20 protein-coding genes are annotated in these 19268 nt (G+C 70.0%); 15 read left to right on the top strand and 5 right to left on the bottom strand.

Annotation, left to right across the window (positions count from 1 at the left end; genetic code table 11):
* Window positions 1-9: 9 nt before the first annotated feature.
* Genes QM772_RS17055 through QM772_RS17045 form a run of 3 tightly spaced genes read right to left on the bottom strand, consistent with a single transcriptional unit; the run spans window position 10 to window position 4373 of the window.
* Window positions 10-2277: an ATP-binding protein gene (locus tag QM772_RS17055; protein ID WP_415138573.1), complete on the bottom strand. Its 2268-nt coding sequence runs from the start codon at window positions 2275-2277 to the stop codon at window positions 10-12.
* Complete coding sequence (locus QM772_RS17050; protein WP_415138571.1) at window positions 2277-3335, bottom strand: ABC transporter substrate-binding protein; 1059 nt, start codon at window positions 3333-3335, stop codon at window positions 2277-2279. The genes QM772_RS17055 and QM772_RS17050 overlap by 1 nt, the downstream gene beginning before the upstream one ends.
* 21 nt (window positions 3336-3356) lie before the next feature.
* A complete protein-coding gene (locus QM772_RS17045) occupies window positions 3357-4373 on the bottom strand; it encodes an ABC transporter substrate-binding protein (protein WP_415138569.1) in 1017 nt (338 codons plus the stop codon).
* Between the two features lie 249 nt (window positions 4374-4622).
* Here QM772_RS17045 and QM772_RS17040 point away from each other — a divergent pair, with 249 nt between their 5' ends.
* From QM772_RS17040 to tolA, 9 genes are all read left to right on the top strand, one after another.
* On the top strand, window positions 4623-4850 hold the full coding sequence (locus QM772_RS17040; RefSeq protein WP_415138567.1) for a helix-turn-helix domain-containing protein: 228 nt from the start codon (window positions 4623-4625) through the stop codon (window positions 4848-4850).
* A gap of 175 nt (window positions 4851-5025) precedes the next feature.
* On the top strand, window positions 5026-6177 hold the full coding sequence (ribBA, locus tag QM772_RS17035; protein WP_415138565.1) for a bifunctional 3,4-dihydroxy-2-butanone-4-phosphate synthase/GTP cyclohydrolase II: 1152 nt from the start codon (window positions 5026-5028) through the stop codon (window positions 6175-6177).
* An 81-nt stretch (window positions 6178-6258) separates the two neighbouring features.
* Window positions 6259-6723, top strand: coding sequence for a 6,7-dimethyl-8-ribityllumazine synthase (gene ribH, locus QM772_RS17030; protein ID WP_415138563.1), 465 nt, complete (start codon window positions 6259-6261; stop codon window positions 6721-6723).
* Window positions 6720-7226, top strand: a complete 507-nt coding sequence (gene nusB / locus QM772_RS17025; protein ID WP_415138561.1) for a transcription antitermination factor NusB — start codon at window positions 6720-6722, stop codon at window positions 7224-7226. The genes ribH and nusB overlap by 4 nt, the downstream gene beginning before the upstream one ends.
* A 258-nt stretch (window positions 7227-7484) precedes the next feature.
* On the top strand, window positions 7485-8702 hold the full coding sequence (locus QM772_RS17020) for a pyridoxal phosphate-dependent aminotransferase (RefSeq protein ID WP_415138559.1): 1218 nt from the start codon (window positions 7485-7487) through the stop codon (window positions 8700-8702).
* 12 nt (window positions 8703-8714) lie between these two features.
* Window positions 8715-9119: a tol-pal system-associated acyl-CoA thioesterase gene (ybgC, locus tag QM772_RS17015; RefSeq protein WP_415138557.1), complete on the top strand. Its 405-nt coding sequence runs from the start codon at window positions 8715-8717 to the stop codon at window positions 9117-9119.
* Window positions 9116-9829 carry a protein TolQ gene (gene tolQ, locus QM772_RS17010; protein WP_415138555.1) on the top strand — a complete coding sequence of 238 codons (714 nt, stop codon included), beginning with the start codon at window positions 9116-9118 and terminating at the stop codon, window positions 9827-9829. The genes ybgC and tolQ overlap by 4 nt, the downstream gene beginning before the upstream one ends.
* Window positions 9830-9918: 89 nt before the next feature.
* On the top strand, window positions 9919-10326 hold the full coding sequence (locus tag QM772_RS17005) for an ExbD/TolR family protein (protein ID WP_415138553.1): 408 nt from the start codon (window positions 9919-9921) through the stop codon (window positions 10324-10326).
* On the top strand, window positions 10323-11333 hold the full coding sequence (gene tolA / locus QM772_RS17000) for a cell envelope integrity protein TolA (RefSeq protein WP_415138551.1): 1011 nt from the start codon (window positions 10323-10325) through the stop codon (window positions 11331-11333). The genes QM772_RS17005 and tolA overlap by 4 nt, the downstream gene beginning before the upstream one ends.
* A 193-nt stretch (window positions 11334-11526) precedes the next feature.
* Here the strand turns inward: tolA and dnaE are convergent, their stop codons facing one another.
* Window positions 11527-15024, bottom strand: coding sequence for a DNA polymerase III subunit alpha (dnaE, locus tag QM772_RS16995; protein ID WP_415138549.1), 3498 nt, complete (start codon window positions 15022-15024; stop codon window positions 11527-11529).
* Between the two features lie 227 nt (window positions 15025-15251).
* Between dnaE and QM772_RS16990 the strand changes: the two genes are divergently transcribed.
* From QM772_RS16990 to QM772_RS16965, 6 genes are all read left to right on the top strand, one after another.
* Window positions 15252-15554, top strand: a complete 303-nt coding sequence (locus QM772_RS16990; RefSeq protein ID WP_415138547.1) for a hypothetical protein — start codon at window positions 15252-15254, stop codon at window positions 15552-15554.
* Between the two features lie 8 nt (window positions 15555-15562).
* Window positions 15563-15760, top strand: a complete 198-nt coding sequence (locus QM772_RS16985) for a hypothetical protein (protein ID WP_415138545.1) — start codon at window positions 15563-15565, stop codon at window positions 15758-15760.
* Window positions 15761-15909: 149 nt separating this feature from the next.
* The gene (locus tag QM772_RS16980; RefSeq protein ID WP_415138543.1) at window positions 15910-16296 is read left to right on the top strand and encodes a hypothetical protein; all 387 of its coding nucleotides are present in this window, start codon (window positions 15910-15912) and stop codon (window positions 16294-16296) included.
* The gene (locus QM772_RS16975; protein ID WP_415138541.1) at window positions 16293-16829 is read left to right on the top strand and encodes a GTP-binding protein; all 537 of its coding nucleotides are present in this window, start codon (window positions 16293-16295) and stop codon (window positions 16827-16829) included. Before QM772_RS16980 ends, QM772_RS16975 begins: the two co-directional genes overlap by 4 nt.
* Window positions 16830-16836: 7 nt before the next feature.
* Window positions 16837-17229 carry a roadblock/LC7 domain-containing protein gene (locus QM772_RS16970; protein WP_415138539.1) on the top strand — a complete coding sequence of 131 codons (393 nt, stop codon included), beginning with the start codon at window positions 16837-16839 and terminating at the stop codon, window positions 17227-17229.
* A gap of 468 nt (window positions 17230-17697) precedes the next feature.
* Entirely contained in the window at window positions 17698-18057 is a 360-nt protein-coding gene (locus tag QM772_RS16965; protein ID WP_415138537.1) for a hypothetical protein, read from the top strand.
* A gap of 223 nt (window positions 18058-18280) precedes the next feature.
* Here QM772_RS16965 and QM772_RS16960 read toward each other — a convergent pair whose 3' ends face one another.
* The gene (locus tag QM772_RS16960; protein ID WP_415138535.1) at window positions 18281-19267 is read right to left on the bottom strand and encodes an MDR family oxidoreductase; all 987 of its coding nucleotides are present in this window, start codon (window positions 19265-19267) and stop codon (window positions 18281-18283) included.
* Window position 19268: the final 1 nt, after the last annotated feature.

Below are 19268 nucleotides of genomic sequence, written 5' to 3'. Positions count from 1 at the left end.
CGGCACGCCTCACCCGATTGGGTGATCGGCCAACAGCGCTTCAATCGCGGCCAGCAGCCGGTCGGCGCCGACCGGCTTGTGCAGCAGCAGCAGGCCGGCGTCGGCCACGCGCCGCAGGTCGGCGGCGGCGATGTCGCCGGTGATGATCATCGCCGGCACCGCCTGGCCGATGCGCGCGCGCAGCCGCTGAACGGCGTCCAGGCCGTCCTGGCGCTCGCGCAGCCGGTAGTCGCACAGGATCAGGTCGGGGGTGCGCAGGTGCTCGCCGAGCCGGGCCAGGCATTCGTCGGCCGATGCGGCGACGAGCGCATGCACGCCCCAGCTGTGGCACAGCGCCTGCATGGCACGGCGCGTATCGGCCTCGTCGTCGATCACCACGACGAAGGCACCTGCGATGCGCTCCCCGACCGTCTCGGCCTCGGACCGCGCCGGCAGCACCGGCGGTGCCTCCGCCAGCGGCAGCAGGATGGAGAAGCAGGTGCCGCGGCCCGGCATCGAGCGCAGCGTATACGGATGTGCCAGCAGTTCGAGCGTGCGCTTGACGATGGCCAGGCCCAGCCCGAGCCCCTTGCTGCGGTCGCGCTCCGGGTTGTCGATCTGGAAAAACTCCTCGAACAGGTGGGGCATCTGCTCCGGCGCGATGCCGATGCCGGTGTCCCACACCTGCAACAGGGCGCCGCCCGGCCGCCGCCGGCACCCGACCAGCACCTTGCCGCGCTCGGTGTAGCGGATGGCGTTGGAGACCAGGTTGCCGAGCACACGCTCCAGCAGCACGGCGTCGGTGCGCACGGCGCAGCGCGTGGGCGCCACGGCCAGCCGCAGCCCCTTGCGCTCGGCCTCCGGCCCGTGGCTGGCCGCCACCCGGTGCAGCAGCTCGGCCAGCGCGTGGTCGTCCAGCACCGGCCGGGACATGCCGGCGTCCAGCTTGGAAATGTCGAGCAGGCTGCCGAACAATGCCTCCATGGCGGAGACGGACGTCTGGATGTGATCCACCAGCCTGCCGACCTCGGGCGCGACGGCCTGCCGCCGCAGCACGCCCACCAGCAGGCTGATGGTGTGCAGCGGCTGGCGCAGGTCGTGGCTGGCCGAGGCCAGAAAGCGCGTCTTGGCCTGGCTGGCCTGCTCGGCCTCCTCGCGCTTGGCCACCAGCAGCGTATTGGCCTCGGCCAGCTCGTGGGTGCGTTCGGCGACGCGGGTTTCGAGCAGCCGGTGCGAGTCGCCCAGATGCCCCGCCATCTGGTTGAAGCGGTCCGCGAGCTGGCCCAGTTCGTCGCCGCGCGCCAGCGCGATGCGGTGGTCGAGCTGGCCCCCGCCGATGCGGTCGGCGCCTTCGGCCAGTTGCTGGATCGGCCGCGCCACCCGGCGCGCCAGCACGATGCCGACGGCCGAGCCCGCCACCACGGCAAGCACCAGCATCAGCAGCGCCGTGGTCAGCGCGCGGCGCACTGGCGCATAGGCTTCACTCCTCGGTTGCTCGGTGATCAGGCGCCAGCCGGGCACGCTCAGCGCTGCGGCGCGGGCGACCATCGCACGGCCCTCGGGCGTCTCGAATTCGATCAAGCCCTCGGCAGGTGCCTGCGCGATGGCCGCGCGCACCGGCGGGTGGGCGGCCCAGTCGGGGCGTGCCAGCACCTGAAGAAAATCGGGGTGCGCCAGCAAGCGCCCCTCGGCATCGACCACGTAGGCATAGCCCTCGCGGCCGAAGCGGGTCTCGTCGATGATCTCGCGCAGTTGCACCAGTTCGACCTCCGCCGTCAGCACACCGCTCCCCGGGCCCCAGCCGCGCCGCGCCATCACCACGCGGGGCTGGTTGACGACGAACGTGACCGGGCCGAACCACGGCGCCCTGGCATTGGCGTGCAGGAACTCGGGCGACTGGCTGCGGTCCTCGCGCAGGCCGATGCGGTCCGGCGCCATGCGCGAAACCCGCACGCGCTCCTGGCCATTGGAGTCGATCCAGTAGATCTCCTGGATCGCCCGCGACTGCTTCATCAACCGGTACAGCTCGACCTGAATGTCGGCGTCCGTGTCGCCCAGCACGCGCAAGTCCTGCATTGACAGGGTGGCGCGCAGAAAAGCGCTCACCTCACCGACGAAACGCTCGATCCGGGCCGAGGCCTTGCCGGCTTCGAGGGCTTGCAGCGCCTCGACGGCAACACGCGTCTCGCGCTGGATCAGCCACAGCTGCGCGAAGCCGCTGGCCACGAGCACCAGCGTGACCAGCGCAGCCACCGACAGGGCATAGGTCTGCCACAGGCGATGGCCAGGCGGGCGCATCAGCGGGCGGGGAGATGGGCGTCGGCCGTCGGCGCCAGCGTGCGCTCGCCCGGCCGGATCACGCGGTCGGCGCGCGAGATCACCCCTGGCGACAGCGTCACGCCCATGCGCTCGGCGGTGTCGAGGTTGACAACCAGCGCGGCTTCGTACAACTCCTCGACCGGCAGCTCGGCCAGGGGCCGGCCGCGCAGCACCTGATCGACGTAGCGCGCCCCGCGTCCGCACATGCTGACGCGCCCGATGGAGCCATAGCTGAGCAGGCCGCCGTGGCGGGTGGCGAACCAGGAGTGGGTGGTGATCGCCGGCAGGCGTACGCGCAGCGCCTGCCGCGCGTGCTCGCCGAGAAACACCGCGGATTCCGGCCAGATCATCACCGCGTCGACCTTTTGCCGGGCCAACTCGTCCCAGGCGCCGGCGATGCCGGCCTCGCCCGGGAACCGCACGCGCACACCCTCGACGCCCGCCTGCCGAAGCATGTCCGAGAAGGGGCCGAGGCCCTTCGCTCCCTCGTGCCTCATGTTGCTGCCGTTCGAGAGCATGCCGATGCGCCGTGCCTGCGGAAACGCCTGCAGCAGCACCTCCACCGGCTTGAGCAGAAACTGGCCCGACAGACCCACGGAGACACCCGTGACATTGGCCAGCGGGCGCAACTGCGCATCGAGAACGTGGCGCATATTGGTCGGCCCCATCATGACGATGGGCACGTCCCGCGTGGCATTCATCAGGGCTTCGGCCGGCGGGTTGTCGGTGGCGATCAGCACGTCCGGCCGGCGCGCGACCAACTCCTGCGCCAGCGGCACGAGGCGGGCCGGATCGTTGCCTGCGTCGGTCCACTCGATTTTCAGTTGCGTGTCGAAGGACCAGCCGGCCTCTTCCAGGCCGGCGCGCACTTCGTTCATGCAGAGCCGCTCCGACTCGCCCCGACCGAGGTCCAGGTAGGCGATGGTGCGTGGACCAGCCGTGGTTTGCGCGGCGGCAGGCGGGCTGCCGGCCAACAGAGCAGCGATGGCCAGCGCGGCGAGGCCGGACGACGGAAGGCGGGAGAACGTGAAAGGCATGGGAGCGGCCAGGCAGGCGCCTCAGCGGGCGGGAAGATGGGCGTCGGCCGTCGGCGCCAGCGTGCGCTCGCCCGGCCGGATCACGCGGTCGGCGCGCGAGATCAGCGCGGGCGACAGCGTCACGCCCATGCGCTCGGCGGTATCCAGGTTGACGGCCAGCGCCGCCTCGAACAATTCCTCGACCGGCAGTTCGGCCACGGGGCGGCCGCGCAGCACCTGGTCAACGTAACGCGCCCCGCGCCCGCACATGTTGACGCGCCCGATGGAGCCATAGCTGAGCAGGCCGCCGTGGCGGGTGGCGAACCAGGAGCTGTGCGAGATCGCCGGCAGGCGCACCCGCAGCGACTGGCGCGCGTGTTCGGCGAGAAACGCCGCGTTCTCCGGCCAAATCACCACCGCATCGACTTTTTTCCGGGCCAGTTCGTCCCAGGCGCCGGCGATGCCGGCCTCGCCCGGGAACCGCACGCGCACGCCCTCGACGCCCGCCTGCCGCAGCGTGTCCGCGAGCGGCCCGAAGCCCTCCACTCGCTCGTGCGCCGGGTTGCTGCTGTTCGAGGTCATGCCGATGCGGCGGGCCTGCGGGAACGCCTGCAGCAACATCTCCAGCGTCTTGATCAGGTACTGGCCCGACAGGCCCACCGTAACGCCCGTGACGTTGGCCAGCGGGCGCAGCTGCGCATCGACCACGGGGCGCATGCTGGTGGGGCCCAGCAGGACGATGGGCACCTCCTTCGTGGCGCTCATCAGGGCGTCGGCGGGCGGGTTGTCGGTGGCGATCAGCACGTCCGGCCGGCGCGCGACCAACTCCTGCGCCAGCGGCACGAGGCGGGCCGGATCGCCCGCCGCATCGTTCCACTCGATCTTCAGTTGCCGGTCGAACGACCAGCCGGCCGCCTCCAGGGCGGCGCGCAGCTCGTTCATGCAGAGCTTCACCGACTCGCTCGGGCCGAGGCCCAGGTAGGCGATGGTGCGAGGCGCGGTGGTGGTTTGCGCGGCGGCTGGCAGGCTGCCGGCCAGCAGGGCCATGGCGGCCAGCATGGCTGCGGCAGGTGATCGAAGGCGCGAGGCAGTGGGCAGCATGGGGGCGGCGCAGGACAGAGGCGCGATGCAACTGGCGGCAAAAACATTATGGGTGGGCTCCCGCTCGGCCGGCCTCGGGGCATACCCCACATGGGGTGTGCCCCGAGGCCGGCGCGGCCGCGCAAGGACGGGTTCCCTTGGCTGTTTTCCGCATTTATACGAATTAGTGTTTATGCGAATTAGAGCATAACTCCGAGAGTCGGGCGGGTGCGAACCCTGGCCCAGAGATTAGGTGACTACGTGCGCGACAGGCGTCTCGCGCTGGGCCTGAGCCAGGCGGAATTCGGCGAGCGCTGCGGCTTCTACCAGACCTACCTGAGCCGCATCGAGCGCGGCCACGCCAACCCGACGCTGAACGCCATGGAGGTCATCGCCAACGCGCTGGGCGTGACGGTGTTCGAGATGTTCGAGGCGATCCGGGCGCCGGACGACTGACGGCGCCCTTCCCCTTCAGGCCGCCGCTCCCTGGGCCGCGATCAGCCGGCGCGCGGCCCACGCGGTGACGGGTGCCCCAGCGCCATAAGCGGGATAATGCACGCCTTTGCCGCCGCCCCCGGCGCGCACCGCGCCGCCCACCGCCCCGGCGGCGCGCCCGTTCATTGCCACCACCATGACCGCCTCCACCCTCTCCGCCCCGCCCGCGCTCGCGCCCGTCTCGCCCGTGGAGGACATCGTCGCCGAGCTGCGCGCCGGCCGCATGGTGATCCTGGTGGACGAGGAAGACCGCGAGAACGAAGGCGACCTGGTGCTGGCCGCCGACCACGTGACGCCCGAGGCGATCAACTTCATGGCGCGCTTCGGCCGCGGCCTGATCTGCCTCACGCTCACGCGCGAGCGCTGCGAGCGGCTGCGCCTGCCGCCCATGGTGTCGCGCAACGGCACCAAGATGGGCACCGCCTTCACCGTCTCCATCGAGGCGGCCGAGGGCGTGACCACCGGCATCTCCGCCGCCGACCGCGCGCGCACCGTGCAGGCCGCCGTGGCGCCCGGCGCGCGCGCCGAGGATCTGGTGCAGCCCGGCCACATCTTTCCGCTGCAAGCCGTCGATGGCGGCGTGCTGATGCGCGCCGGCCACACCGAGGCCGGCTGCGACCTGGCCGCGCTGGCCGGCTGCTCGCCCGCCGCTGTGATCTGCGAGGTGATGAAGGACGACGGCACCATGGCCCGCCTGCCCGACTTGCAGGCGTTCGCGGCGCAGCACGGCATCAGGATCGGCACCATCGCCGACCTGATCGAGCACCGCAGCCGCACCGAGTCGCTGGTCGAGAAAGTCGCCACCCGCCCGCTGCGCACCGCGCACGGCGAGTTCGTGGCGCACGCCTACCGCGACAAGCCCAGCGGCGCGCTGCACCTGGCGCTGACGCTGGGCGACTGGGCGCCGCAGGACGTGGTGCCGGTGCGCGTGCACGAGCCGCTGTCGCTGCTGGACGCGCTGGAGGTCGAGCGCGCCGGCCACTCCTGGAGCGTGGACGCCAGCCTGAAGCGCCTGCGGCAGGAAGGCCGCGGCGCGGCGGTGTTCCTCAACTGCGGCGAAAGCGCCGAGCAGCTGCTGGCGCAGTTCGAGGGCACGGCGCGCGCCGCCCACGCGCCAGAACGCAACGGTTCGGGCGGCCGCATGGACCTGCGCAGCTACGGCGTGGGCGCGCAGATCCTGCGCGACCTGGGTGTGCAGCGCATGGCGCTGCTGGGCACGCCGCGCCGCCTGCCCAGCATGGCGGGCGGCTTCGGGCTGGAAGTGGTGCGTTACATCGCCAAGGAATGACCGGATACTCCCCACATTGATATCCGCCAGCGCTTGCCAGTCAAGCGCTGGATACCTATTACTCCCTATCAGTATATAAAAATGCTTGGTGCCGACAAAGGACAGGAGAAGCCGCTCGACGGCCGCCGGCTGCGCATCGGCGTGGTGCAGGCGCGCTTCAACGCCGACATCACCGGCGCGCTGGCCGCCGCCTGCCTGGGCGAGCTGGCGGCCCTGGGCGTGCCGGCCGACGCCATCACGCACGCCACCGTGCCCGGCGCGCTGGAGGTGCCGCTGGCCTTGCAGGCGATGGCGCAGAGCGGCCGCTTCGACGCCCTCGTCGCGCTGGGCTGCATCATCCGCGGCGAGACCTACCACTTCGAGCTGGTGGCCAACGAATCGGGCGCCGGCGTCACCCGCGTGGCGCTGGACAGCGGCCTGCCCATCGCCAACGCCATCCTCACCACCGAGAACCACGCCCAGGCCGTGGCGCGCCAGACCGAGAAGGGCCGCGACGCCGCCCGCGTGGCGGTGGAGATGGCGCTGCTGAAGAAGGAACTGGCATGACCCCCGCCGCCAAGAGCGCGCCGCCCGGCGGCACGCGCAAGTCCTCCACCAAATCGGCCCGCTCGCGCGCGCGCGAGTTCGCCTTGCAGGGCCTGTACCAGCACTTCGTCGGCGGCAGCGACGCCGCCGTGATCGACGCCTTCACGCGCGAGCTGCAAGGCTTCGCCAAGGCCGACTCGGCGCACTACGACGCGCTGCTGCACGGCTGCATCGAACTCAAGGACGACCTGGACGCGCTGATCGTGCCCCTGCTCGACCGCGAGCTGGGCCAGATCTCGCCCATCGAGCACGGCTGCATGTGGATCGGCGCCTACGAGTTCCTCAAGTGCCCCGACGTGCCCTGGCGCGTGGTGCTGAACGAGTGCATCGAGCTGGCCAAGGACTTCGGCGGCACCGACGGCCACAAGTACGTCAACGCCGTGCTCAACGGCCTGGCGCCCCGGCTGCGGCCGCACGAAGTCGAGGCGGACCGCAGCGCCATTCGCTCCGGCAGGGCCTGTTAACGCCATGGAAGGGGTCGCGAAGCTCAGCACAGCCTGCCCATCAAGGCGCGCGACGCCGTGCGTACGCCGGTACGCACAAGGAGCGCAACGCCGAGGGGCGGGCTGTGCTGAGCTTCCCTCCGGGTTGCCTCGCCAAGGGGCCGTCTGCGGCGTTGCCCGCGCTTGCAAGGCACGGGCCTTGCCGCGCACGGGCGCCTTGCATCCAGCCCCTTGGCGAGGCAACGCGATCCCCTTCCATGGCGTTAACAGGCCCTTAGCATGAGGGTCGCCGCGCGCGCCCAGCGCATCGAACCCTTCTACGTGATGGAGATGGCCAAGTCGGCCCAGGCCATCGCGCGCGAGGCCGCCGGCACCGACCGGCCGATGATCTACCTGAACATCGGCGAGCCCGACTTCACCGCGCCGCCCCTCGTGCAGGAAGCCGCCGAGCGCGCCATCCGCGACGGCCGCACGCAGTACACCCAGGCCACCGGGCTGCCCGCGCTGCGCGAGCGCATCAGCGGCTGGTACGCGGATCGCTTCGGGCTGCACGTGCCGGCGCGGCGCATCGTCGTCACCGCCGGCGCGTCGGCCGCGCTGCAACTGGCCTGCCTGGCGCTGGTCGAGGCCGGCGACGAAGTGCTGATGCCCGACCCCAGCTACCCCTGCAACCGGCAGTTCGTCAGCATCGCCGAGGGGCGCGCGGTGCTGGTGCCGTCCGGCGCGGCCGAGCGCTTCCAGCTGAGCGCCGACAAGGTGGCCGAAGCCTGGGGCGCGCACACGCGCGGCGTGCTGCTGGCTTCGCCCTCCAACCCCACCGGCACCTCGATCCACCCCGACGAGCTGGCGCGCATCCACCGTGTGGTGGCCGAGCGCGGCGGCATCACGCTGATCGACGAGATCTACCTCGGCCTCAGCTACGAAGACACCTACGGCCACAGCGCGCTGGGCCTCGCCGACGACATCGTCAGCATCAACAGCTTCAGCAAGTACTTCAACATGACGGGCTGGCGCCTGGGCTGGCTGGTGGTGCCCGAGGCGCTGGTCAGCGTGGTCGAGCAGATCGCGCAGCACCTGTTCATCTGCCCCGCCACGGTGTCGCAGCACGCCGCGCTGGCCTGCTTCGAGCCCGAGAGCCTGGCTGAATACGAGCGCCGCCGCGCCGAGTTCAAGGCCCGGCGCGACTGGTTCGTGCCGCAGCTGAACGCGCTGGGGCTGAACGTGCCGGTGACGCCCGACGGCGCCTTCTACGCCTGGGCCGACTGCACCGCCGCATGTGACAAGCTGTTCGCCGCGCGCTCCGAATACAATAGCGGCATGCAGACAGCCGGCAGTTGGGAATTCGCTTTCGAGCTGATGAAGCGCGCGCACTTGGCGGTGACGCCGGGGCGCGACTTCGGCCACGCCGACACGGCGCGCCACATCCGCTTCTCGACCGCCAACTCGATGGCCCAGCTCCAGGCCGCCATCGCCCGCCTGCGCGAGGTGCTCGCGTAAAGCGCAACGCAGATGGCGGCCTTCGAGTTCTCCATCCGCGTCTACTGGGAGGACACCGATGCCGGCGGCATCGTGTTCTACGCCAACTACCTGAAGTTCTTCGAGCGCGCGCGCACCGAGTGGCTGCGCGCGCGCGGCGTGCAGCAGCGCGCGCTGCGCGAGCAGACGGGCGGCATGTTCGTGGTGGCCTGCGCCACCCTCAAGTACCACCGGCCCGCGCGGCTGGACGATGAACTAATCGTCACCGCCCGTCTCCAAGACAGCGGCCGCGCGGCGCTGACCATCGCGCAGCAGGCGCGGCTGGCCGGCCCGGGCGACCTGCTGTGCGAAGGCGCCATCCGCATCGGCTGGGTCGATGCGGCGTCCATGAAACCGGCGCGCATTCCGCCGGCCTTGATTGAAAAGCTGAATTCATGAACCAGGATCTCTCCATCGTCCAGCTGGTGCTGCACGCCAGCTTCATCGTGCAGCTGGTCATGCTGCTGCTGCTGATCGGCTCCGTCACCAGTTGGGCGGCCATCTTCCGCAAGCTGCGCGCGCTCAAGGGCATCAAGGCCCACAACGAGGACTTCGAGCGCGACTTCTGGTCCGGCACCAGCCTGAACGACCTGTACGCCAGCGCGGCGCAGAACGCGAAATACGGCGGCCCGATGGAGCGCATCTTCGCCAGCGGCATGCGCGAATACCAGAAGCTGCGCGAGCGCCGCATCCAGGACCCCGGCACCCTGCTCGACGGCGCCCGCCGCGCCATGCGCGCCAGCTACCAGCGCGAGCTGGACGCGGCGGAGGTCAACCTGTCGTTCCTCGCTTCGGTGGGCTCGGTCAGCCCGTACATCGGCCTGTTCGGCACCGTGTGGGGCATCATGCACGCCTTCACCGGCCTGGCCAGTTTGCAGCAGGTGACGCTGGCCACCGTGGCGCCCGGCATCGCCGAGGCGCTGGCGGCGACGGCGCTGGGCCTGTTCGCCGCCATCCCGGCGGTGGTGGCCTACAACCGCTTCGCGCGCGACATCGACCGCCTCGCCATCAAGCTGGAGACCTTCATCGAGGAGTTCTCCAACATCCTGCAACGCAACCTGGGCGTGCACCACCCCACGTCGCAGAGCGCCACACCCACAGGTTATTGACATGACATCCCCCCACGCTCACCACTTCGTGGTTCGCCGCCCCCCGATGGGGCGCTCAGCGCCCTTCGGGCGGCCGGGCGGGCGCTGACATGCCCGCCGTCGCCTCCCGCGGCCGCCGCCGCGCCGTCAGCGAGATCAACATGGTGCCCTTCATCGACGTGATGCTGGTGCTGCTGATCATCTTCATGGTGACGGCGCCGCTCATCGCGCCAGGCGTCATCAACGTGCCCAACGCCGACAGCCACGACAAGCCGCCCGACAAGCGCGTGGACGTTCAGATCAATGCCGAAGGCAAGCTCTCGCTGGGCGGCGAGATCAAGCGCGAGGGCCTGGACGAGAAGCAGGCCGTGGCCGCCATCAGCGAAGCGCTGGCCGCCAACCCCGAGTTGCCTGTGATGATTGCCGCCGACAGCGAGCTGCGCTACCACCAGGTCATCAGCATGATGGGCGCGCTGAAAAAAGCCGGCGTGAAGCGCGTGGGCCTCGCCGTGAAATGAACGCCACCGCCGCCGAGCGCGCCGAATTCAACCCGCCCACGCAGCACGGCTTCGGCCGCGCGCTGGGGCTGGCGCTGGGCGCGCACCTGCTGCTGATCCTGGCGCTGACCTGGGGCCTGCGCTGGAAGAACGAGCCGCAGGACCTGGCCGTCGAGGCCGAGTTGTGGTCGCCCACGCCCCAGCAGGCCGCCCCGCGCCCCGCGCCGCGCCCGGTGGAGCAGGTGCAGGCGCCGCCCCCACCGCCACCCCGCCCCGCGCCGGCGCCCGCCCCGGCGGTCAAGCCGCCGCCCCCGCCGCCCAAGCCTGCCGCCGCCGAGAACCGCGACGCCGAGATCGCCCTGGCGCAGAAGAAGAAGCGCGAGGAAGAGCAGCGCCGGCTGGCCGAGGAAGCACGCGAGAAGAAGGAACTCGCCCAGAAAAAAGAACTGGCCGAGAAGAAGGCCGCCGAAAAGAAAGCCGCCGAAGACAAGCGCCGCCAGGAGCAGGAGCGCCGCGAACTGGCCGAGAAGGAGCGCGAGAAAAAAGAGCTGGCCGAGAAAAAGAAGGCCGCCGAGGACGCCAAGCGCAAGGAACTGCTCGCCAAGGCCGAAGCCGAGAAGAAAGCCGAGGCCGCCGCCGAGAAAAAGGCCGAGACCGCCCGCCGCATGGAAGCCCTGCGCCGCATGTCGGCGCTGGCCGGCACGGCCGACAGCGAAGGCAAGGGTGGCAAATCCGCCGGCAGCGACGAGCGCGACGCCGGCCCCTCGGGCAACTACGCCGGGCTGATCCGCGCGGCGGTGCGCCCCAACATCGTCTTCACCGACGACGCGCCGGGCAACCCGGTGGCCGAGGTGGAGGTACGCACCGGCCCCACCGGCGCCATCATCAGCCGCCGCGTCACCAAGTCCAGCGGCGTCAAGGCCTGGGACGACGCGGTGCTGCGCGCGCTGGACCGCACCGAGAAGCTGCCTTCCGACAAGGGGCGCTACTGGAACCCGATGCTGATCACGTTCCGCATGCGGGACTGAAGCCCAACTGCGTTCAAGAATCCAAATCCGTTCACGCTGAGCTTGTCGAAGCGCCGCGCAGGGCTTCGACAAGCTCAGCCCGAACGGTTGTCGATCGAATGCAAATCCGTATGAAGCCCGGCCGTCAAGACTACTGTTTTCATAGCTGCCAGCGCTTGTCCAGCAAGCGCTGGAGGCTTATTTGGCTTAAAAACTACTCGTACACCACCGCCGCCCGCCCCTCGTCGGCCTGGGCCATCCAGCTGGCCAGCGCGGCGTCACTGGGGAAGAAGCGGGCCTGTTCGCCGAGCTGCACCTGCGCCATCACGCCGCCGCGCTCGCCGCGCCGCTCCACCAGCAGGCGCACCGGCAGCCCGCGCAGCAGCTCGCCGTGCTCGGTCATCTCGGCCTGCGGCGGGTACTCGGCCAGCAGGCGGCGCACGTCGGGCGCCTTGCCGCCCGCCGCCACGCGCAGGAACTTGCCGAAGCGGCAGCGCGCCGAGGGCAGGTCCCACACCTGGGTCACGTTCAATTGCAGGCCGCCGGAGAAGCGGTCGGCCATCACGCGGCCCATGACGACGACGAACTCGTCGTCCTTCAGCAGGTTGCGGTGCTGGTTGACGAGCGACTCCTCGGCGCGCGCGTCGATCACGCCGGACTTGTCGTCCAGCCGGAACAGCGCCAGCCGCCCGCGCTGGCCGTTGATCACGCGGAAGTCGCCCACGATGCCGGCCAGCAGCTGCGGCTCGCGGCTGTCGGACAGGTCGGAGATGGAGCGGCGCGCGAACTGGCGCACCTCGCGCTCGACCTCGTCGAACAGGTGGCCCGAGAGGTAGAAGCCGATGGCCGTCTTCTCCAGCGACAGCCGCTCCTTCACACCCCAGGGCGTGACCTGCGGCAGCTCGGGCTCCTGCGTGCTGGAGCCATGGCCGTCGTCCATCAGGTCGAACAGGCCGCCCTGGTTGGCGTTGGCCTCGGCGGCGGCGGCGAAGTCGAACGCCAGGTCGAGCGCGGCGGCCAGCGCCGCGCGGTTCAGCTGCAAGGCGTCGAACGCGCCGGCGCGGATCAGCGCCTCCACGGTGCGCTTGTTGACACGCGTGCGGTCGATGCGGCGGCAGAAGTCGAACAGGCTGGCGAAGGGGCCGCTCTCGCCGCCGGCGGGGCCTTCGCCCCTGCCCTCGCGCGCGGCGACGATGGCCTCGATGGCCTGCTGGCCCGTGCCCTTGATGGCGCCCAGGCCGTAGCGGATCAGGGTGTCGCCGACCGGCTCGAAGCGGTAGGTGCCGCGGTTGACGTCGGGCGGCTCGAACCGCATGCCCTCGCGCAGCGCGTCCTCGTACAGCACCTTCAGCTTGTCGGTGTTGTCCATTTCCACCGTCATGTTGGCGCAGTAGAACTCGGCCGTGTAGTGCACCTTGAGCCAGGCCGTGTGGTAGGCCAGCAGCGAGTAGGCGGCGGCGTGCGACTTGTTGAAGCCGTAGCCGGCGAACTTCTCCATCAAATCGAAGATCTCGTCGGCCTTGCCTTCGGCGATGCCGTTCTTGGCCGCGCCCTCGCGGAAGATGGCGCGGTGCTGGGCCATCTCCTCGGCCTTCTTCTTGCCCATGGCGCGGCGCAGCAGGTCGGCGCCGCCCAGGCTGTAGCCGCCCAGGATCTGCGCGGTCTGCATCACCTGCTCCTGGTAGACCATGATGCCGTAGGTCTCACTCAGCATCTCGGCCACCAGCGGGTGCGGGTACTCCACCGGCTCGCGCCCGTGCTTGCGGGCGACGAAGCTGGGGATCAGGTCCATCGGGCCGGGGCGGTACAGGGCGTTGAGGGCGATCAGGTCCTCCAGCCGCGTGGGCCGCGCGTCGCGCAGCATGCCCTGCATGCCGCGGCTTTCAAACTGGAACACGGCCTCGGTGCGGCCGTCCTGGAACAGCTTGTAGGTCTTGGCGTCATCGAGCGCGATGTCCTCGTAGGCGAAGTGCTCCTGCCCCGGGTGGCGGCGGTGGATCAGGCCCTTGGCGATCTCCAGGATGGTGAGCGTGGCCAGGCCCAGGAAGTCGAACTTCACCAGGCCCGCGGCCTCCACGTCGTCCTTGTCGTACTGGCTGACGGCCGAGTCGCTGCCGGGCTGCTGGTAGAGCGGGCAGAAGTCGGTCAGCTTGCCGGGCGCGATCAGCACGCCGCCGGCGTGCATGCCGACGTTGCGCGTCAGGCCCTCCAGCTTCTGCGCCAGCGCCAGCAGGGTCTTGACCTCGTCCTCCTTGGCCAGGCGCTCGGCCAGCAGGGGCTCGACCTTGAGCGCGCCGTCGATGGTGATGTGCTGGCCGGGCTTGTTGGGGATGAGCTTGCTGATGCCGTCGCAGAAGGTGTAGCTCATGTCCAGCACGCGCCCCACGTCGCGGATGGCCGCGCGCGCGGCCATGGTGCCGAAGGTGGCGATCTGGCTCACCGCGTCCTTGCCGTACTTGGCCTTCACGTAGTCGATCACGCGGTCGCGGTTGGCCTGGCAGAAGTCGATGTCGAAGTCGGGCATCGACACGCGCTCGGGGTTGAGGAAGCGCTCGAACAGCAGGTTGTAGGCCAGCGGGTCGAGGTCGGTGATCTTCAGCGCGTAGGCCACCAGCGAGCCGGCGCCCGAGCCGCGCCCCGGCCCCACCGGGCAGCCGTTGGCCTTGGCCCAGTTGATGAAGTCGCCCACGATCAGGAAGTAGCCCGGGAAGCCCATCTTCAGGATGGTGTCGATCTCGAACGCCAGCCGCGCCAGGTAGCGCGGGCGTTCGGCGTCGCGCTTGGTCAGGTCGGGGTACAGGTGCGCCAGGCGCTCCTCCAGGCCGTCGGTGGACGCCTGGCGGAAATAGGTCTCGATGGTGTGCCCCTCGGGCACCGGGAAGTCGGGCAGCTGCGGCTTGCCCAGCACCAGCGTCAGGCTGCAGCGGCGCGCGATCTCCACCGCGTTGGCCAGTGCCGAGGGCAGGTCGGCGAACAGCGCCTGCATCTCGGCCGTGGACTTGAAGTACTGCTCGGGCGTGAAGCGGCGCACGCGGCGCGGGTTGCCCAGGATTTCACCTTCGGCGATGCACACGCGCGCCTCGTGCGCCTCGTAGTCGTCCACGGTGGCGAACTGCACCGGGTGCGTGGCCACCACCGGCAGCTTCAGACGCGCGGCCAGCTGCGCGGCGGCGGCCACGTGGGCCTCGTCGTCGGGGCGGCCGGCGCGTTGCAGCTCCAGGTAGAAGCGGTGCGGGAAGGCGTCGGCCAGTTGCAGCGCCAGGTCGCTGGCCAGCGCGGTGTTCCCTTGCAGCAGCGCTTGCCCCACCGGCCCGGCCTGCGCGCCCGACAGCAGGATCAGCCCATCGGACAGCTCGCGCAGCCAAGCCCAGCGCACCACGGCCTGCGCCTTGACCACGCCCCGCGTCCAGGCGCGCGCCAGCAGATCGGACAGATTCAGGTAGCCCTGCTTGCCCTGGGCCAGCAGCAGCACGCGGCTGACCTGGTCGGCGTCGGCGCCCAGGCCGGCCAGCAGGATCTCGGCGCCGAGGATGGGCTTCACGCCCCGGCCGCGCGCCGCCGAATAGAACTTGATGCCGCCGAACAGGTTGCCCAGGTCGGTGATGGCCAATGCGGGCTGGCCGTCGGCGGCGGCGGCGCGCAACACGTCATCGACGCGCGTGGTGCCGTCGACGACGGAGAACTCGGTGTGCAGGCGAAGGTGGACGAACATCGGAATCCAGACAACAGAAAGAAGGGACGCATCTGATGCACATATGATGCGCATCGTAATCACACCAAATCCAAGTACATTTCCGTGAAATTTTGGGGAACATATGCCGCTGACGACGGCCCGCCCCGGTTTCACGCGCGACTTCAAAAATATACTGCCCACCTACTTGATCGGCGACAGCCTCACATGCTACTGCCGACGCCACCTTCAGAAAAACGCACGTAATCATGTCGATGCTGAAATTGAGTGCCCACGAGCTGCCTGCAGCGGAGGTGGTGCTCGCGCAGACGCTGTTCCGGCTGTTCGCGCACCGCGGGGACTTCCGCTGGTGCCTGGCGAGCGACGCCGTCACCAATACTCCCCCCCCCCCCCCCCGTTTATTACCTGACGGAATAAGTCAAAGCCGGGCCGTCCCGCGCATCACGCGCTTCGACACGCCCGAGGCTGCCGGCACGCTCCGGCGGCCGGTACTTGATCGGCGGCAGCCCCACATGCCGCTGCCGACGCCACCTTCAGGAAAACGCACGTAATCATGTCGATGCTGAAATTGGGTACCCACGAGCTGCCGGCAGCGGAGGTGGTGCTCGTGCAGACGCTGTTCCGGCTGTTTGCGTACCGTGAGAACTTCCGCTGGCGCCTCGCCAGCGCTCCGCCCTACGATGCGCTGCTGATGAACGGCGCGAGCGACGCCGTCACCAATACTCCCCCCCCCCCCGTTTATTACCTGACGGAATAAACCCGGACCGGGCGGTCCTGCGCATCACGCGCTCCGACACGCCCGAGACCCCCGGCACGCTCCAGCGGCCGATCCGCGCTGACCGCCTGTGGGACTGGCTGAAGGCGGTCGAGCACGATCTGCTCGACACCCGCCCGGCCGATCCCGCCTTGGATGCGGTCCACGAACGCGAGCACCCTGCCGCCGAACACCCCGCCGCCGAGTACGCGGCCAGCACGGTGCGATTCAAGCTGCGCCGCTGGCCGCCGCAGGTGCTCCTGCGCGGCGATCCGGGCCGCATCCGCATGGCCACGCTGCTGTCGCGCCGCGCGCTCGGCGCCGCCGAACTGGCGCGCATGAGCGACCGCCCGCCGGAGGAGTCGCATGCCTTCCTCCACGTACTCCAGTCCACCGGGCTGGTGGACGCGCGCACCGACGCGCTCGCGCCGCCGCCCGCGCCGGCCGCGCCTGAACCCGCCGCATCCAAGCCCTCGTTCGGGCGCGGACTCATCGCCAGCATTCGCCGCCGGCTCGGTGTCGGCAACTCCACAGCATGAACGAGTACAAGATCCTGTTCACCGGCACCATGGGCGCCGGCAAGACCTCGGCCATCGGCGCGGTCAGCGAGACCCCGCCGATCGTGACCGACGTGGTCAACAACGACCAGTCGCACACCAAGGAACGCACCACCGTGGGCCTGGACTTCGGCCAGTTCACGCTGGACAACGGCGACCGCATCCGCCTGTTCGGCACGCCCGGGCAGTCGCGCTTCGACTTCCTCTGGAAGATCCTGTCGAAGAACGCGCTGGGCATGGTCATCCTGGCGGACAACTCGCGCCCCGACCCGCTGGCGGATCTGCGCGTGTACCTGGAAGGCTTCGCCGACGACCTGGCCCGGATGCCGGCGGTCATCGGCATCGGGCGCCTGGCGGCGCACCCGTCCCCCAGCCTGGACGACTACATCGACGAACTCGCGCGGCTCGACCTGGTGCTGCCGGTGCTGGACGTCGACGTGCGCCGGCGCGACGACGTCATCCTGCTGATCGATACCCTGCTGGCCCAACTGGAAGCCGGCTTCTCCGAGGAGTGATTACCCCATGACCGTGAAACTCAATCTGCCCGCCACCGTCAAGGTGCTGGCGCAACGCGAAGCGCAGGCCATGCTGGCCGAGATCGACGGCGTGACCGCCGTGGTCGTGGCCACGGTGGACGGCTTCGACGTGGCCTCGGCCATGCGCGCCGGCGACGCCGCCCGCGTGGCCGCCATGGCCAGCTCGATATCGGCCATCAGCTCGGTGGTGTCGCAGGAGGCCAGCCTGGGCCGCAACAAGTGCGTGACCATCGACACCGAATCCGGCTTCGCCGTGGTGTACAGCGTGCACCGCACGGACGCCGAGCTGACGATCAACGCCATCGCGGACGGCAGCGCCATCCTGGGCCAGGTGAACTACCGCACGGCACAGTTCGCCAAGACGCTGGCGGACGCATGAAGCAGCAACGCCTGCGCGACGCGCTCGAAGCCATGGCGGCCACCCCCGGCCTGGAAGGCTGTGCCCTGGTCGAAGTGGAAGGCGGCATGGTCTGGCACCACGCCGGCCACATCGAGGGCGTGCAGACCTTCGCCGAGGCGGCCAGCGACTACTGGCGGCTCTACACCCGGCTGGCCGACCAGTTCAAGGACCTGGGCGAGCTGCGCGCCTCGGCCATGATCCACGCGCACGGCCGCATCACCCTGCTGCCCTGCGGCGCCGGCATGCTGCTGGTGACGCTCACGCGGCACAAGTCCGAGGTGGACTGGACGGCCTGGCAGCACAAGACAAAGGAGCTGGCCCGGCTCGTCGATCAGATTCTGACTCCCCCATTCCCGGGCAGGCTTTGCTTGCGTGACCTGCCCGGGCCTGAAACCGCTCACGCAACGAATACCCGATTCCCGTTAGCAACCCAAGAAAGGATCTCTCATGGCTACCATCAAGCAGACTCTCGACGAACTGATGACCCTGGACGGCGCGATGTGCGCCGCCGTGGTCGATTCCGCCTCCGGCATGATGCTGGGCTCCGCCGGCTCCGGCGTGGACCTCGAAGTGGCCTCCGCCGGCAACACCGAGGTGGTGCGCGCCAAGCTCAAGACCATGCGCTCGCTGGGCCTCAACGACGTGATCGAGGACATCCTCATCACCCTGGGCAAGCAGTACCACATCATCCGCCCCTCGGCCCGCAAGGACGGCGTGTTCCTCTACTTCGTGCTCGACAAGCAGCGCAGCAACCTGGCCATGGCCCGCCGCAAGACGCAGGACGTGGACAAGGAACTGAGCTTCTGATCGGCACCGCGGCACGCCACCGCGCGCGACGAGGCCCCGGCATGCCGGGGCCTTTTTTTCGTCATCCACTCTTGTTTTTATAGCTGTCGGCGCTTTATGGGCGGGCGCTGGAGCCATTTTTTCTCATGAATATCGAGCGTTCTCGTCTCGGATATAGACGCCTCCGTCATCCCCGCGCAGGCGGGGATGACGGGAAGCAGTCATCGTCTTGATCGAGGACACCTTAGGCGTTCACGTCCACCACCACGCGCCCGCGCACCTGCCCCTGCAACAGGCGCGCGGCCACGGCGGGGGCCTCCGCCAGCGCGATGGTCTCGGTGTTGCGGGCCAGCACGTCGGGCGGCAGCTCGCGCGCCAGGCGCTCCCAGGCCTTGGCGCGGCGGGCGTAGGGCGCCATCACGCTGTCCACGCCCAGCAGGGCGACGCCGCGCAGGATGAACGGCGCCACGCTGGCGGGCAGGTCCAGGCCCTGCGCCAGCCCGCAGGCGGCCACCGCGCCGCCGTACCGGATGCTGGCGCACACGTTGGCCAGCGTGTGGCTGCCCACGCTGTCCACGGCGGCGGCCCAGCGCTCCTTTTGCAGCGGCTTGGCCGGCGCGTTCAGCGTGGCGCGGTCGATCAGCTCGGACGCGCCCAGCGCCTTCAGGTGCTCGGCCTCGTGCAGGCGCCCGGTGGACGCATGCACCGTGAAGCCCAGCCGCGCCAGCAGCGCGATGGCGATGGTGCCCACGCCGCCGTTGGCGCCGGTGACCAGCACCGGCCCCTGCTCGGGCGTGATGCCGTGCTGCTGCAAGGCCATCACGCACAGCATGGCGGTGTAGCCGGCGGTGCCGATGGCCATGGCCTGGCTGGCCGTCATGCCGGCGGGCAGCGGCACCAGCCAGTCGGCCTTGACGCGCGCCTTCTGCGCCAGCCCGCCCCAGTGTGACTCGCCCACGCCCCAGCCGTCGAGCAGCACCGCGTCGCCGACGCGGTAGCGCGCGTCGGCGGATTCCAGCACCGTGCCGGCGAAGTCGATGCCCGGCACCATCGGGAAGCTGCGCACCACCGGCGCCTTGCCGGTGATGGCCAGCCCGTCCTTGTAGTTCAGCGTGGAATGGCTGACCTGCACCAGCACGTCGCCGGCGGGCAGTTGGGCTTCGTCGAGTTCGGTCACGGCGCAGTGCGGCGCGGCGCCTTCGGTCTTGGTGAGCAGCAGGGCCTTGAACATG

It is taken from the genome of Ottowia sp. (assembly GCF_047601385.1).
GTDB lineage: Bacteria > Pseudomonadota > Gammaproteobacteria > Burkholderiales > Burkholderiaceae_C > Ottowia.
The sequence above is the reverse complement of the archived record's forward strand: the minus strand, read 5'-3'. Positions and strand labels throughout refer to the sequence as shown.